This is a genomic window from Pseudogulbenkiania sp. AW2-16 (assembly GCF_056824575.1).
Genome location: NZ_CP157668.1, coordinates 2,976,606 through 2,990,852, shown reverse-complemented (window position 1 = coordinate 2,990,852; position 14,247 = coordinate 2,976,606). Strand labels below are relative to the sequence as shown.

At 65.3% G+C, this 14,247-nt stretch carries 22 protein-coding genes; 19 read left to right on the top strand and 3 right to left on the bottom strand.

Features of this window, described 5'->3' with window-relative positions:
- Positions 1-44: 44 nt before the first annotated feature.
- A complete protein-coding gene (locus tag ABKF58_RS14680; RefSeq protein WP_482581547.1) occupies positions 45-908 on the bottom strand; it encodes a LysR family transcriptional regulator in 864 nt (287 codons plus the stop codon).
- Between the two features lie 146 nt (positions 909-1,054).
- On the opposite strand from ABKF58_RS14680, the gene ABKF58_RS14675 reads away from it, so the two are divergent.
- From ABKF58_RS14675 to ABKF58_RS14660, 4 genes are all read left to right on the top strand, one after another.
- Positions 1,055-2,149 carry an MFS transporter gene (locus ABKF58_RS14675; RefSeq protein WP_482581545.1) on the top strand — a complete coding sequence of 365 codons (1,095 nt, stop codon included), beginning with the start codon at positions 1,055-1,057 and terminating at the stop codon, positions 2,147-2,149.
- The gene (locus ABKF58_RS14670) at positions 2,133-2,267 is read left to right on the top strand and encodes a hypothetical protein (protein ID WP_482581543.1); all 135 of its coding nucleotides are present in this window, start codon (positions 2,133-2,135) and stop codon (positions 2,265-2,267) included. Before ABKF58_RS14675 ends, ABKF58_RS14670 begins: the two co-directional genes overlap by 17 nt.
- Before the next feature lie 128 nt (positions 2,268-2,395).
- Positions 2,396-3,163 (top strand): ABC transporter substrate-binding protein, encoded by a 768-nt coding sequence (locus ABKF58_RS14665; RefSeq protein ID WP_008952758.1) that lies wholly within the window; start codon positions 2,396-2,398, stop codon positions 3,161-3,163.
- A 108-nt stretch (positions 3,164-3,271) separates the two neighbouring features.
- A complete protein-coding gene (locus ABKF58_RS14660; protein ID WP_482581542.1) occupies positions 3,272-4,471 on the top strand; it encodes an amidohydrolase family protein in 1,200 nt (399 codons plus the stop codon).
- Between the two features lie 25 nt (positions 4,472-4,496).
- Here ABKF58_RS14660 and ABKF58_RS14655 read toward each other — a convergent pair whose 3' ends face one another.
- Both ABKF58_RS14655 and ABKF58_RS14650 read right to left on the bottom strand, forming a co-directional pair.
- Complete coding sequence (locus ABKF58_RS14655) at positions 4,497-4,832, bottom strand: c-type cytochrome (RefSeq protein ID WP_040652348.1); 336 nt, start codon at positions 4,830-4,832, stop codon at positions 4,497-4,499.
- 215 nt (positions 4,833-5,047) lie between these two features.
- Entirely contained in the window at positions 5,048-5,500 is a 453-nt protein-coding gene (locus ABKF58_RS14650) for a helix-turn-helix domain-containing protein (protein WP_482581540.1), read from the bottom strand.
- Between the two features lie 122 nt (positions 5,501-5,622).
- On the opposite strand from ABKF58_RS14650, the gene ABKF58_RS14645 reads away from it, so the two are divergent.
- From ABKF58_RS14645 to ABKF58_RS14575, 15 genes are all read left to right on the top strand, one after another.
- Entirely contained in the window at positions 5,623-6,012 is a 390-nt protein-coding gene (locus tag ABKF58_RS14645) for a hypothetical protein (RefSeq protein ID WP_482581538.1), read from the top strand.
- Between the two features lie 20 nt (positions 6,013-6,032).
- The gene (locus ABKF58_RS14640) at positions 6,033-6,230 is read left to right on the top strand and encodes a hypothetical protein (RefSeq protein WP_482581536.1); all 198 of its coding nucleotides are present in this window, start codon (positions 6,033-6,035) and stop codon (positions 6,228-6,230) included.
- Positions 6,231-8,522, top strand: a complete 2,292-nt coding sequence (locus tag ABKF58_RS14635; RefSeq protein WP_482581535.1) for a replication endonuclease — start codon at positions 6,231-6,233, stop codon at positions 8,520-8,522.
- On the top strand, positions 8,504-8,770 hold the full coding sequence (locus ABKF58_RS14630) for a hypothetical protein (protein WP_482581533.1): 267 nt from the start codon (positions 8,504-8,506) through the stop codon (positions 8,768-8,770). The genes ABKF58_RS14635 and ABKF58_RS14630 overlap by 19 nt, the downstream gene beginning before the upstream one ends.
- Positions 8,767-9,303 (top strand): hypothetical protein, encoded by a 537-nt coding sequence (locus ABKF58_RS14625; protein ID WP_482581531.1) that lies wholly within the window; start codon positions 8,767-8,769, stop codon positions 9,301-9,303. Before ABKF58_RS14630 ends, ABKF58_RS14625 begins: the two co-directional genes overlap by 4 nt.
- On the top strand, positions 9,284-9,916 hold the full coding sequence (locus ABKF58_RS14620) for a hypothetical protein (protein ID WP_482581530.1): 633 nt from the start codon (positions 9,284-9,286) through the stop codon (positions 9,914-9,916). Before ABKF58_RS14625 ends, ABKF58_RS14620 begins: the two co-directional genes overlap by 20 nt.
- A 274-nt stretch (positions 9,917-10,190) precedes the next feature.
- Positions 10,191-11,021: a major capsid protein P2 gene (locus tag ABKF58_RS14615; protein ID WP_482581528.1), complete on the top strand. Its 831-nt coding sequence runs from the start codon at positions 10,191-10,193 to the stop codon at positions 11,019-11,021.
- A 9-nt stretch (positions 11,022-11,030) separates the two neighbouring features.
- A complete protein-coding gene (locus ABKF58_RS14610; protein ID WP_482581527.1) occupies positions 11,031-11,345 on the top strand; it encodes a hypothetical protein in 315 nt (104 codons plus the stop codon).
- A 21-nt stretch (positions 11,346-11,366) separates the two neighbouring features.
- Positions 11,367-11,576: a hypothetical protein gene (locus tag ABKF58_RS14605; RefSeq protein WP_482581525.1), complete on the top strand. Its 210-nt coding sequence runs from the start codon at positions 11,367-11,369 to the stop codon at positions 11,574-11,576.
- 133 nt (positions 11,577-11,709) lie between these two features.
- Positions 11,710-11,952 (top strand): hypothetical protein, encoded by a 243-nt coding sequence (locus tag ABKF58_RS14600; protein WP_482581523.1) that lies wholly within the window; start codon positions 11,710-11,712, stop codon positions 11,950-11,952.
- Positions 11,945-12,364: a hypothetical protein gene (locus ABKF58_RS14595; RefSeq protein ID WP_482581521.1), complete on the top strand. Its 420-nt coding sequence runs from the start codon at positions 11,945-11,947 to the stop codon at positions 12,362-12,364. Before ABKF58_RS14600 ends, ABKF58_RS14595 begins: the two co-directional genes overlap by 8 nt.
- Positions 12,364-12,930 carry a hypothetical protein gene (locus ABKF58_RS14590; RefSeq protein ID WP_482581519.1) on the top strand — a complete coding sequence of 189 codons (567 nt, stop codon included), beginning with the start codon at positions 12,364-12,366 and terminating at the stop codon, positions 12,928-12,930. The genes ABKF58_RS14595 and ABKF58_RS14590 overlap by 1 nt, the downstream gene beginning before the upstream one ends.
- Positions 12,927-13,418: a phage tail protein gene (locus tag ABKF58_RS14585; protein ID WP_482581517.1), complete on the top strand. Its 492-nt coding sequence runs from the start codon at positions 12,927-12,929 to the stop codon at positions 13,416-13,418. Before ABKF58_RS14590 ends, ABKF58_RS14585 begins: the two co-directional genes overlap by 4 nt.
- A gap of 21 nt (positions 13,419-13,439) precedes the next feature.
- Entirely contained in the window at positions 13,440-13,682 is a 243-nt protein-coding gene (locus ABKF58_RS14580) for a hypothetical protein (protein ID WP_482581515.1), read from the top strand.
- Positions 13,683-14,246, top strand: a complete 564-nt coding sequence (locus ABKF58_RS14575) for a lytic transglycosylase domain-containing protein (protein ID WP_482581513.1) — start codon at positions 13,683-13,685, stop codon at positions 14,244-14,246. It abuts the gene before it with no gap.
- The last annotated feature ends 1 nt before the right edge of the window (position 14,247 follow it).

Below are 14,247 nucleotides of genomic sequence, written 5' to 3'. Positions count from 1 at the left end.
CCAGGCCGAGCCGCACCCCGGCCGACAGCACCGGGCCTGGTCGCTTACCCCATCACCTCGTCGCACGCGGCTTGCAGGCGCTCGGCCAGCTCCAGCACCCGCTGCGGCACGTCGGGGCGGCGGTGCAACACCAGTTCCAGGGGCGGCAGCGGCGGAAAACCCTCCAGCTCGCCCAGGCGACGGTGACCCGACAACGCCAGCCGGGCGGGGAGGAGGCTGACCCCCAGCCCGCTCGCCACTGCCGAGCGGATGCTGGCGAGGCTGGCGCTGCAATAGCTGATTCGCCAGCGCCGCCCGCCGCTCTCCAGGGCATGAATCATCTCGTCGCGGTACAAACCACCCACCGGGAACACCACCAGCGGCAGCGGATCGCGCTGCCAGCTGGGCGTATCGAGGCTGTCGAACCAGGCCAGCGGCTCCGGCCACGCGGCCGTGCCGAGAGTATGCCCCTGCCTTTGCTTGACCAGCACCAGATCGTAGCTGCCGGCGCAGAACTGTTGCCAAAGGGTATTGCTCAAGCCGCTGGTCACTTCCAGTCTGATCGCCGGATACTCACGGGCAAAGGCCCCCAGCAGCGGCGTCAGCAGGTCGGCGGCAAAGTCTTCCGGCACGCCGATGTGGATCTCGCCCTGCACCTGCCCCTCGCGTAGCTCCTCCACCGCGTCTTCCATCAGGGCCAGCAGGCGGCGGGCGTAGCCCAGCAAGCGGGCGCCGCTTTCGGTGGTCACCACGTAGCGGCCGCTGCGGTCTAGCAGCTCACTGCCCAGTTGTTCTTCCAGCCGCCGCAAATGCTGGCTGACGGTGGACTGGCTGAGGTGCACCCGCTCACCAGCACGGGTAAAGCTGCCGCTTTCCACCACCGCCACAAAGCTCTTCAACAGCACCGGGTCCAGCATCGGATTTGTCATTACGATTCCCACTGATAATCAGTTGAACATTTAATTTATCAATTCTATCGCCGCTTCTTAGACTGCTCCACAACCCCCTCACGGAACAGATCGATGACGCTACAGCGCTTTCTTCTTGTAACCGCCTGCCAGCAGAGTAGCTGACCATGACCGATACCCACACCGCCGTGGCGTCACGCCACCGGGAACTGCCGCTGGCCGCCTTGCTGTTGCTCGCCGCCATCGCACTCAACCTGCGCCCCTTCCTCACCTCGGTCGGGCCGGTGCTGGACCTGCTGCGTGCAGACACGCGGCTGAGCTTACGCGCCGCAGCGGCCATGACCGCATTGCCGTTCGTCCTGATGGGGCTGCTGGCGTTTGGCGGCGCGGCGCTGGCACGACAGATCGGGGAGCGGCGCACGGTGGCGCTGGCCTTGCTGCTGTTGGCCAGCGGTTGCGCCACCCGGGCCTGGGCCAGTGGCAGCGTCGGGCTGATCGCCAGTGCCGCCATTGCCGGCGCCGGCGTGGCTACCATCCAGGCAGTGATGCCCGGCGTAGCCAAGCGGCTGTTCCCGCAGCGCATCGGGCTGGCGATGGGAGTCTATTCCGCGGCGCTGGTCGGCGGCGGCGCCCTGGGGGCAATAGCCAGCCCCTGGCTCGCGCAGCACGGCGGCTGGCGCCTGGGCTTGGCGGCGTGGAGTGTGCCGGCACTGGGGGGAATGGCGCTCTGGCTGCAACAGACCGCCACCACCGTCCCCACCACGACGCACGGCACCGGTGTGGCATCGCTGCGCCGCTTTGCCACACAGCGCCGCGCCTGGCTGCTGGTGCTGTATTTCGGCCTCACCAACAGCGGCTATTCCACCCTGGTCGCCTGGTTGCCGTCGTTCTACCGCGAGCAAGGCATGGCGGCGCAGCCGGCAGCCAACCTGCTGGCGTGGATGGCCGTGCTGCAGGCCACCTCCGCCTTGCTGCTGCCACTACTCTCACGCCAGCACGGCGATCGCCGCCCGACGCTATGGCTGGCGCTGGCGTGTCAGGCCACTGGCTTTGCCGGCCTGGCATGGCAGCCGCAGCTGGCGCCGTGGTGCTGGGCGGGCTTGGCCGGTGTCGGGCTGGGCGGGTTTTTCTCGCTGAGCCTGATCGTGGTGCTGGAACATCTCGCCGATGCGCGCCAGTGCAGGCTCGCTGGCCGCTTTCGTGCAGGGCGGGGGGTTCTTGCTGGCGGCCGCCGGGCCGTGGCTGATGGGCTGGCTCCGTGAAGACGGGGGTAGCTTCGCCACCGGCTGGTGCTGGCACCTCGGAATCGTGCTGGCGATGGCCCTGCTGACCGGACGGCTGTCGCCCGCCGGCTATCAGCGTAGCATGCGCCGCCCGTGATCCGCGTTTTCCCGGCGCAGGGCCACGATCACGTGGCTGCCCGCCGGTTCATGGCCAGTCAATACAACAGTGATAGGAGGCTGGCCGCTTGGTGCTGTACCCGTTGCGACAACAGGAGATAGAGAGACATGAGAAAACTTGCACTGGCCATCATGCTGGCCTGCGCCGCCAGCGGTGCGATGGCGAAGGACTGGAAAGTCATCCGCTTTGGTGTCAACCCCAGCTATGCCCCGTTCGAATCCAAGGCAACCGACGGCAAGTTGGTCGGTTTCGACATCGATCTGGGCAACGCCATCTGCGACAAGCTGAAGGCCCGGTGTGTCTGGGTGGAAAACGCCTGGGACGGCATCATCCCGGCGCTCAAGGCCAAGAAGTTCGACGCCATCTTGTCGTCGATGGCGGTGACCGAAAAGCGTCTGGAGCAGGTCGCGTTCACCGACAAGATCTACAACGTCCCGCCGCGTCTGGTCGCGCGCAAGGATGCCGGCTTCCAACCGACCGCCGAGGCGTTGAAAGGCAAGCGCATCGGCGTGGAGCAGGGCTCCACCGCAGAAACCTACGCCAAGACGTACTGGGAGCCCAAGGGAGTCGCGGTGATGTCCTACCAGAATCAGGACCTGGTGTACCAGGATCTGACGGCCGGCCGTCTCGACGCCGCGTTCCAGTCGTCAGTGCAGGCCGAACTCGGTTTTCTCAAGAGTAGTGCAGGGCACGGCTTCGCCTTTGCCGGCGCCGGGGTGACAGATTCCAAAACACTGGGCGTCGGGGCCGCCATCGGCCTACGCAAGGAAGATACCGATCTGGCCAAGCTGATCAACACGGCACTGGCCGACATGCACAAGGATGGCACCTACCAGCGCCTCGCCAAGAAGTACTTCTCCTTCGACATCTATTGATCGCGCGAAACAGGGCAGGGCCGGTGCCGGGGAGGCAGAACTCACCCGGCCCGGCGCCTGTCCGGCAGCCTCAGCCTGCACCAACCTGTCGATATTAAAGAGGAATCCATGAACAAGACATTCTGGCTACGCAACGTCCGCCCCTACGGCGCGGCGGCGGAAGACATCGAGATCGTCCACGGCCGTATCGGCCAGCGCCGGCCGGCACAGCCCGGACCCGTTGCGGAACCGGACATCGACGGCGAAGGCCAACTACTGACCCTGCCACTGGTGGAAAGCCACATCCACCTCGACAAGACGCTGTGGGGCCTGCCGTGGCGGCCGCACAGTGCCGGCCCCAACCTGAAGGCACGCATCCACAACGAGCGCCAGGTACTGCGGGAACTGACAGTGCCGATCGCCGCGCGAGCCGGTGCGCTCCTCGAACGGTGCATCGCCCAGGGCACGCTGCTGATGCGTTGCCATGTCGATGCCGACCCGGAACTGGGATTGCGCCATATCGAGGACATGCTGACCTTGCGCCAGCGCTACGCGGATCTGATCGACCTAGAGTTTGTCACCTTCCCGCAAGCAGGGCTGCTGACCCGCCCCGGTGCCGCCGCACTGATGCGCGAAGCCCTGGCCATGGGCGTCGAAGTCGTGGGCGGGCTCGATCCCTGCGGCATCGACCACGACCCGATTGCCCACCTGACACAGGTATTCGAGCTGGCCGCCGAGTTCGACTGCGGCGTCGATATCCACCTGCACGACGGCGGCGAGCTTGGCCTGTGGCAGATCGAACGCATCATCGATTTCACCCAACGTTATCAACGCGAGGGCAGGGTGATGATCAGCCATGCCTTCTGCCTGGGCATGACAAGTTGGCCGAAGGCACAACCCATCGCCGAACGACTGGCGGCCAACGGCATATCCTTGCTGACCACGGCACCCGCCGACATCGAAGTCCCGCCGTTTGCGGCACTGCACGCCGCCGGCGTCAACGTCTGTCTCGGCTCGGACGGCATCCGCGACGCCTGGTCGCCCATGGGTAATGGCGATATGCTGGAACGGGTGATGCTGCAGGCGTTCCGCTTCGGGGTCCGCACCGACGAAGGACTGCATGCTGCGTTCGAAGCAGGCACCATCCATGGGGCCCGGGCGCTCGGGCGCTCCGACTACGGTCTAGCTACCGGCATGGCGGCCAACTTCCTGCTGTTGCCCAGCGCCACGCTGGGCGAAGCCATCGTGATGCGCCCGCCGCGGCGCGTCGTGATCCGCCAGGGCCAGGTGATCGCCCGCGATGGCGCCTTGCTCAGGAGCAGGCTGTAGAAATGCCTCTCGGACGGCAAGCCAGCTATTTGATCTGCTTGAGGTAGCGCTGGATGGCTTTGATCTCAACTTGGGTAGGGGCTGCGCCATGGTCGGATTTCAGGCTGGCATTTTGCCAATGCGGCATGGCGGCCTTTAAAGGCCTGCCATGATCATCGATGCCGGAGAGGACGGCACGCTGGAACAAGCGAGCCGGCCACTGACTGGCATCGCCAACCAGCCGAGGGCCATTTCCACCTTGGCCTTTGGCGCCATGGCAACTGGCACAATTGTCCTGATACAGCGCCTTGCCACCCGGAGCCGCAGCGAAAGCAAATGTACACGAAAGCAGGAGCGAGGCTGAAACGATCACAGTCTTCATAGCAACTCCAAAGTAAAAATCGCAATGATGCGACTAGGCAGTCGTGCGTACAGACACAAGTTTCAGCATAGTGTCTGTATGGTTGTTTTGTAGCGATTGAGCCGCCAAAGCCGACAAGTCCACGCGAGAAGTAGATTTGTAGGCCCCAGAGGGGGCCGAGCCGGATAAAAGGGGTATATTTCACGGACACAGAAGTTCGCATAATCTATAAAACGTTAAGCGGAAATTCGCACCATTTTCACCGCCGGCTGCATCACCCTTTCGTTCAATTTTTTCCTAATATTTTCCTCGACTTGAGGGCCGTTTATGGCATTCCAAATGGACAGCCAAACGGCCTTTTCTTCATCACGTTTCGCCCGCTCATAATGAGTGGAAACGTACACATATTGGGCAGGAATTCTTAGAGAATCGGCCACCAAATCGGCGACATATTGGTCGAGTTGGCTTTTATTTGAACGGTAATTTGAAATAGTTTGCTTGGAAACGCCCAAGAGTTTGGCGACGCCATAGTCGGATTGAATACAAGCCTCGGATTTCAAAGCCGAAACCCATTCGATTGAAGTTAGCATTTTTGACATTCCCACGAATTCCCCAAGCCGTGTATAGACCAAACACCATTGCCCGACAACTGGCAAACGCCGTTTGAAGGTCAAAGGGCGCTTGAACAAAAATGGCCTCGCGTTCCCGAGCCATGCCCACGAATTCCCCCAACACATTCTGACCCCATGGCCGGGACGCTTCACTCCGCAAGTTGTTAACGACTGTTACCGACCGTCATACGGGGGAGCGCATGAGCGCACGCGAAGACTTCAAGGCCGCACTGGCCACACTCACGGAAAAAATGATCATGAGCCAACCCGCCGCCGTGCCGGCGCCGCGTGTCCATGGACCGGTGCCGGTCGAAGACTTGCAGGCCAAGTGCCTGACCGTCCAGCAGCTGGATGCCATCGCGCAGATTCAAGACGCCGTGCGCGTGCTGGCGCAGATGCAGGGCCAGATCAACCAGCTGATTGCCTTGCACCAGCTGCCGACCACGGCGCTGACGTTGGCCGAAGTGGGCCAGATGTGGCACCAGTTCGAGGGCGCGCTGTTCGACCACAACGTGGCCGCCGCCAAGCTGCGCAACGGTGGCCAGCCGGTCTACCGCGCCGACCCGGTGCAACAGACGCTCGCCGCCTGATCGGCAAGGGGGAAACCGAAATGAGCCTTGGCTATTGGGAAGTCATTGAAAACGAGGCGGGCGATAAATTCGCCTGCCAGCGCGCAACGCTGATGGGTGATGAGGAGTTTGAGACTACGGGATGGTATGACTCCTATGTTGAGGCAGAGGTGGCGTGCGACTGGCTCAATGCGGAGGTCGTGTCCGAGTTGGACGAACTTCCGGAGCACCTGCGGTAGATGCACCACGAGCTGGACACATGGGCGCGGGGCATCGTCGCCCGCTTTCCGTCGAATCTGGTCGGCGCGCTCGCCCGCGAGTACGGCAAGCGCCGTAACCGTCCGTTACGGGAAAAGGGCCGCGTCGGCGTGCTGGACGATGGCCGCGAAGCCGAGGCGAACAACTGGCTTCGCGCCATGGCCGACATGCTGCCGGCCAACGCGCTGGACCTGTCGGCGGGCGAGGATGAGCTGATCGCGTTCGCCAAAGAGAGGGCGGGCGAGGGTGGGCGGTTGGAACTGGACGGCGCCACCGGCCCGATGCTCGCCGCCTTCTGCCGCCGCTACGGCATGCCGCTGCCGACCGGCAAGGAACTGCGGTTCAAGCTGAAGCGCGCCGCTTGCGACCTGTGGTGGCGCCGCAACCTGCGCCGCGAGAACGGGCGCACTACCGAAACGCTGGCCATCATGCTGGGCCAGGTGCACCGCTACGCCGGGCTGTACGTGTCCGACGACGCCGTGACGCGCCGCCAGTCACAGAAACGCCGCAACCGCGCCTTGCTGGAAGCGCTGACCGCCATTAACGAATTGGGGCAGGAATTCAGCCTGGTCGAGCTGGCCGACAAGGGCATGGCGAATTGCGCCATCAAGCGCGCCGAGCTGATGACGCGCATTGCCGGATTCGAATACATCGCCGTGGGCATGGGCCATGCCGGCGAGTTCATCACCATCACGGCGCCGAGCCGCTTCCATGCGCGCCACGCCGCCAGCGGCCAGCCGAATGACAAGTTCGGCGGCTTCACTCCCCGCGAGACGCAAGATTACCTGTGTGGCGTCTGGTCGCGCCTGATGGCCGACCTAGACCGCCACGAAATCCGCATTTACGGCTTCCGCGTCGCCGAGCCGCACCACGACGGCACGCCGCATATGCACGGACTGTTCTTCATGGAGCCGGGCCAGGTGGACGCCTTTCGCCGCATCGTCGCCAAGCACGCCGTGCGCAGCGACCGCGAGGAGCTGGGGCTGTCGTACTACGCCACGAAAGAAGAAACCAAGGACGCAGCCAGGGCGCTGAAAGCCGCCGGGGTGACAGGCAACTTGAAGGCCATTGCCGGCGGGATGATGACGGAAAGCCGCTATTGGGCCGCGCCGCCTGCTCGTGTGTGGAAGGCCATCGAGGCGCGGGCCAAGCTGGTGGCCATCGATTGGGAGCAGGGCACCGCCGCCGGCTACATCGCCAAGTACATCGCCAAGAACATCGACGGCGCCAAGCAGGACGGCAGCAGCGTCGGCGGCGACTACGAGGCCGCCGAGCCGACCCCGACGCATGAAACCGCCGTGCGCGTCGATGCCTGGGCGGCCACGTGGGGAATTCGCCAGTTCCAGCAGGTGGGCGGGCCGCCGGTGGGCGTGTGGCGCGAGCTGCGCCGCTGGGACTACGAGCACGCCGAGGACGTGCTGGCGCAAGCCGCCATCGCCGCCGATACCGGCAACTGGTCGCGCTTTGTCGAGGTGATGGGCGGTCACGAGAAGCGCCGCCGCGACATGCCGCTGACGCTGGCCAAGGACATGGCCGCGCCGAACCGCTACGGCGAACAGCAGTGCGTGCCGACCAAGGTCTTTGGCGTGGCCGAGGTGGAGTCGGGCCAACTGGCCAGAACGCGGGTTCACGAGTGGAAGGTTTTGAACAGACGCGAAGCGGCTGCTTGGACTCGTGTCAATAACTCTACGATTTTGACCGAGCGCCCGGCGCGGCCCGCCACCACCGAAGAAAAATGGCGCGTGGCGCACGCCGATACCACCGACGTGCGCCCGTTGAGCCAGGACGAATGGCGCCAGGCGCTGGCCGCCAGCGGCCACGACCTACCGCCGGACGAGGCGACGCGCCGCTACACCGGCTTTTTCATGGACCGGGCCGAGCAGGACGCCGACCCGGAGACCTTCGCCCAGCGCGTGCACCGCCTGGTGCATGAGCGCATGGCCGAAGCCGAGCAGGAGCGCGCCGACACCGCCGCCATCGTGGCCGGGCGCGACCTGATGAAGATTTTCCGCCAGACACATTCCCAAGGGCTGGCGGTGCTTACTGGAAGGAAACCGCATGGAAATGGAAATTCGATTGAAGGCGCTGCGCGCCACGGTGGCGAAACTGCAAAAGGCCAACCCGCTCAACGCGGCGGGACTGGCGAAACAGGCGGGCAACGAGACGCAAGCCGTGCTGGAAGCGATTTGCGCCGAGCTTCAGGAGCAGCGGGAATTGCTGACCAGCTTGCGGCAAGCCTCGCAAGGGCGCAGTCATGGCTAAGGGCGATCTGATCGGGCACAAAACCTGCCCGGCCTGCGACGAACAAGCCGAGGTGCGCGAGGACAAGAACGGCAACCCGTACTTGTTCTGCAAGCACTGCACCACGCAGGTATTCACCCACGGCGGCGTCAAGGGCGCCGCCATGCTGCGCACCACGCGCCGCGTCGGCCAGGACACGCCGCCGGCTGCCGCACAGGCCACGCCGCCCGCTGCTGACAAGCCGGGCTTTTGGGAATCAGTCACAGGGGTAAAAGCATGAGCGAAGAAGAGAACAAAACGGGCGTGTCGGAAGCACTGGCCAGCGCCGAACTCGACCGCCTCGCCGCCGAACACGACGCCGGCATGGCCGCCGCCGCGTTCCAGCCGGGGCAGGACGGCACCGCCGCGTCGCCGGCTGCCGGTGACATGGGCAACGCGCAATGCGTCGCCATGGGGCTGGAAATGGCCGTGGCGATGGGTAAAGCGTATTTCCCGTCACTGGAGCGCACCGCCCCGCCGGAGAAGTGCCAGCAGGTGGCCGACAGCGTCGGCGCCGTGCTCGACAAGTACGGCGTCGCGGCGGGCGGCTGGCTGACGCAGTACGGCGCCGAGCTGGCCGCGCTGGTGGCGTGCAGCACGTTCGGCATGGGCGTCTACGCCGGCATCAAGGCCGACATCGCCGCCCGCGAGGCCGCCGAGCGCCGCCCGGCGGAACCGGCGACGCCGCCCGTACCCGTTACCGGGAGTACGCCGCCGGAAGCCGGCGCCGACCTGCCGAAGTGGAGCCAGGTGAATGAAGCTGCGCGAGGGTAAGGCACCGCCGAAGGGCTGCGACAACGAAGCGCACATCGAGGCGGTGATGGGCGCGTCCGGATCGGGCAAATCACACTACGTGAAAGGCCGGCTCAAGGCGCTGAAACCCGACCGGCTGATCATTTGGGACGCCCGTGAGGAGTACGGCGAACTGGCGACGCCGTGCACCTCGCTCGCCGACGTGCTGAAGGGGCTGCGCAGCGGAAAGCGGCTGAAACTGGCGTTCCGACCAAAGACCATGGACGAGAAGGTGCTGCGCGAGAAGTTTGCCGCGCTGTGCACCATGGTCTTTGCGGCGGGCGACTGCTGCTTCATCGCGGAGGAGCTGTCCGACGTCACGTCGCCGAGCTGGGCGCCGGGGCCGTGGCGCCAGGTCAGCACGCAAGGGCGGCACCGGGGGCTGACCGTGTTCGGCACCAGCCAGCGCCCGGCCAGCATCGACAAGCACTTCCTCGGAAACGCCACCCAAGTGCGCACGCACCGGCTCAACTACGAGCCAGACCGCAAGGCGCTGGCGTCGTTCCTCGACGTGCCGCTCGAAGCGGTCGCCAGTCTGGCCGGCTACGAGTGGCTGCAACGCGACATGAAAACCCGCGCCGTGACACGCGGATAGTGTCGCCAAAGCGCGACAGAAACCGGCCTCGCGCCGGTTTTTTTGAGCCGATTTCCCGTAACGGTAACGGGAAACGGGGGATTGAGGCCGAAAAGCCCGCCCGGTACGGTGGGAGCCGTCAATCCGACCAACACCCAACAGAGGGAAACCATCATGCCGAAAGTAACCCAAATCGCCGCTCTGGCGCTGCCGGTGGCCGCCATCGTCGCCGTCATCTTCCGCGTTGGCGCCGTCCGCAAAATCGTCATTGGTCAGTAACCAGTAAGGGGCAGACATGGCCAAGTATCTCCAACAGTGCAACCCGTTCAGCAACGTGACCGCGAACGGCGTCGCCACGGTCAGTCTGCTGACCGGGCCGACCTACAAGCGCATCGTGCTGAAGCTGGCCGGCACCGCCTTCACCAAGGCGATGATTGCCGACCTCAAGGTCAAGATTCAGGGCAAGGTGATCATGCAGGCCACCGGTTCCGACCTGGACAAGATCAACAAGTACCGCGGCATTTACGATAATGCCGGCTTCCTGACCATCGACTTTTCCGAGATTCGCGCCCGCACCATCAACGGCGAAATGCTCGGCGCGCTCGATACCAGCCGCATCAGCTCGTTCACGCTGGAAGTGAAGATTGCCGGCGCCACCGCGCCGACGCTGGAAGCCTGGGCCGAGCTGGACGATCCGCAGGCCGGCAGCGCCGACCGTGGCGTCGAGTACATCACCCACAAGCTGATTCAGTACCCGGTATCCGCCGCCGCCTCGGGCCTGTTCGTGCTCGACTCGCTGCCCAAGGGCGACACCGGCACGCTGGTGAAGCGTATCCACATCCTCGGACCGGGCGGCGCCAACATCGTGGACAAGTCCACGCTGAAGGTGAACGGCCCGGTGGTGCACGAGACCCCGGACGATCTCAACCGCTTCCGCCAGCAGGAATACAAGCGCGTGCCGCAAACCGACCTGCACACCGTCGACTTCGTGCTCGACGGCAACCAGTCGAACATGCTCGACACGCGGGGCAACACCGTGCGCAACCTGCAATTGCTGCTCAACCTCAACGCCGCCGGCCAGATGTACGTGTACGTCGAGGCAATCGACGCCATCGGCAACCTGTAAGGGGGCGACATGGACGACTACGCGGACGGATACGGCGACATCCTCGGCGCGGACGCCGCCAGCAACAGCGGCGGCGGCTGGTCCGATTGGGGCGGCATGCTGCGCGATACGGTGGGCTTCGCCGCCCGCTCGTACATCGACGCCGAAGTCAACGCACCGACCCGGCTCGCCGAGCGCAAGCTCGCCATGCGCAGCGAGGACGGCAGCCTGTTCGGGGCCGGCGACGTCCAGAGCGCCGCCAACGCCATCGGCGGCAATCGCTGGCTGCCGTGGCTGCTGATCGGCGGCGCCGCGCTGGCCGTTGCCATGATCGTGAGGAGCTGACGCATGTGGTGGATGGCGGCAATGGCCGCGCTAAGCGCCTCCAAGGCACCACCCGCCGCGCCCGGCGTCGCCACCTCGGCGAACACCGGGCCGGCCTTCAACTCGTCCGGCTGGACGGTCAATTTTGGCAACGGCAACAAAACCGGCGACCAGCTGCCGCAAAGCCCGCTGGTCTACGCCGGTCTGGCGCTGGGGGTCGTGCTGCTGTGGAAACTGGCCAAATCGAAGTAATCCCACTGGAGCCCGGCGCGGCGGCCTTCGCCGCGCTGGCGCCAGCGCTGGCCGACGAACCGCTGTTCGCGGGCGACATGGCGTGGGCGCTGGACGGCTGTCAGTTGTACGGCGTCGCGCAGGGCGGGCGCCGGTGGGCGCCTTCGCGCTGCGCTATCAGGGATGGCCGGGCGGGTCAGAGGCCGTGGTCGTGGCCGGCGCCGGGCGCTGGCGCGGCGGCTCGCTGCTCGCCACCGTGCTGCCGCACATCGAGGCCACGGCGGGCGCCGATTTTGTACGAATTCACACCGGCAGGCCGGGACTGATCAAGAAGCTCATACAGCAGGGCTACGAGGTGGACGAGGTCGTGCTGAGAAAGAGAGTGAACCATGGGTAAATCGAGTTCCAGCCAGCAGGCGAACACGACCTACACCACCAACAACATCGACAAGCGCATAACGGCGCAAGGGCCGGCGCTGAGCGCCGACAATTCCACCGTCACCATGCAGGTGCTCGACGGCGGCGCCGTGGCCGGCGCCATCGATCTGGCCAAGGCCGGGCGCATTCAGGACAGCGCCGACTTCGCCAGCATCATCGGCGCCGGGCAATCGCTGCTCGATAAAGCCTACGCCGAAGTGGATGCCAGCCGCGCCGCGATGAAAGAAACGCTGTCCAGCGTCGGCCAGGTCTACCAGCAGGCGCGGGAAACCGAGCTCACCAAGGACAGCGCCAACACCAAATCGATTTTGACCGTCGCCGGCTTCGCCGTCGTCGGCCTGGTCGCGCTGCAGGCGGCGAGGAAGGGCTAATGCAAACCACCACCCAAATCATTTCCGCTGGAACCACTTGGGCGCTGTCAGAAGTCGGCGCCTATTTCCAGATTTTCGAGAGCTACGCCCCGCTGACCATCCGGCTGCTGCGACACGGCAAGGTGCTGGCCACCGCAGAGGACATGGACGCCGGATACTACGCCACGCCGGACGGCGGCTTCGACCGCATCGAGATCACCAGCGCCACCGAGCAGCGCGTCAAGGTGGGCATCTCAGACGGCAGCGGCGGCACCAACCGCATGACCGGTGACGTCAACGCCACGGTCAAGGGCGCGTCGTCGATCCTCAACAAGCCGCAGATCAGCGCCATCGGCACCACCGAAAAGACCGTCGCCACCGTCAACGCCTCGCGTTTCGGCCTGCGCGTGCTCAACTCGGGCACCACCAACATCGCGCTTGGCGCGCCGGGGCTGGCCTACGCCGATGCCGTCATCGTGCTGACGCCGGGTGACATGTGGATTGAAGAACTGGCCGCCTCGGCGGCGTGGGTCGCCGTCAGCGACGCCGCCGGGGGCGTGCTCAAAGTGCAAGAGCTGATCGCATGAGAGGGCGCAGCTACAAATACCGCCGCAAAGGGGGAACCCTCGGCCTGACCAACGATTACGGGGAAGACATGCAACCGGGCGACATCGTACACAGTGCGCGCACCAGCGCGCCGACCGGCTATCTCATCGCCAACGGCGCGGCGGTGAGCCGCACCACCTACGCCAACCTGTACGCCGCCATCGGCACCACCTACGGCGCGGGTGACGGCGTGAACACCTTCAACCTGCCGGACCTGCGCGGCGAGTTCGTGCGCGGCGCCGATCAAGGGCGCGGCGTCGATGCCGGGCGCAATACCGGCACGTGGCAGGCCGACGACTACAAATCGCATAACCACGTCAGCAATACCGGCAACCAGTTTTTGCAGGGACCGGGGGGACGGGCATTACGACGGGTGGGTATTGGGCCGGCGCCAACACCTTCAACCCGAACACCGGCAGCTCGGGCGGCACCGAAACCCGCCCGCGCAACGTCGCCTTGCTGCCGCTGATTAAGTACTGAGGACCCCGCCATGATCACGATTTACCACTACGACGAACGCGGCGCGCTGCTGGGCACCAGCACCGCCGACGAGAGCCCGCGCGAGCCGGGCGTGTATCACATCCCGGCCAACGCCACCACCGACGCGCCGCCGGCCTTCGACGCCGCGAGCCAGGTCGCCGTGTACCAGCCGACCTACTGGCCGACCGGCATCGCCAAGGAAGAGGGCGGCGCCTGGACCCTTCAACCGATCAACCAAGGGGAGGGCGCGTAAATGGGCATCAACTTCAACAACGCTGCAAACGTAAACCAGAACACCGCCACCCGCGACCGTCCAGGCGCCGATCTGCCGGTGCTGGGCAGCGGCCCGGAGCGCATCCCGGTGGGGCCGTTCAACGCGCTGATCGCCAAGTTCGCCAACGCCAACGGCGTGCCGGTGGGGCTGGCGATCCGCCAGGCGGCGCAGGAATCGGCGAACTTCGACATGGCCGTCGTGACTGGCAAGAAGAAAAGCCCGGCGGGCGCCTCGGGGCTGTTCCAGTTCATGGACGCCACCGCCGCCAGCATCGGGCGGATGCTCGGCCTCAACCCGGTGGCGATCAAGACGGACCCGACCGCCGCCGCGCAGGCCGGCACTTGGTACATGGGCCAGCTCTACAAGAAGTTCGGCGACTGGAAAACCGCCGCGTGGGCCTACAACTGGGGCGAGGGCAACGTCGCCAAGTACCTGCGCGGCGAGAAGAAGGTGTTGCCGGAAGAAACCCGGCTGTACGGCCTGATCGTGGCGGACGGCTTGACTCCGGCGCAAGCCAAGGCGCTGCCGCGCACGGTACTATAAG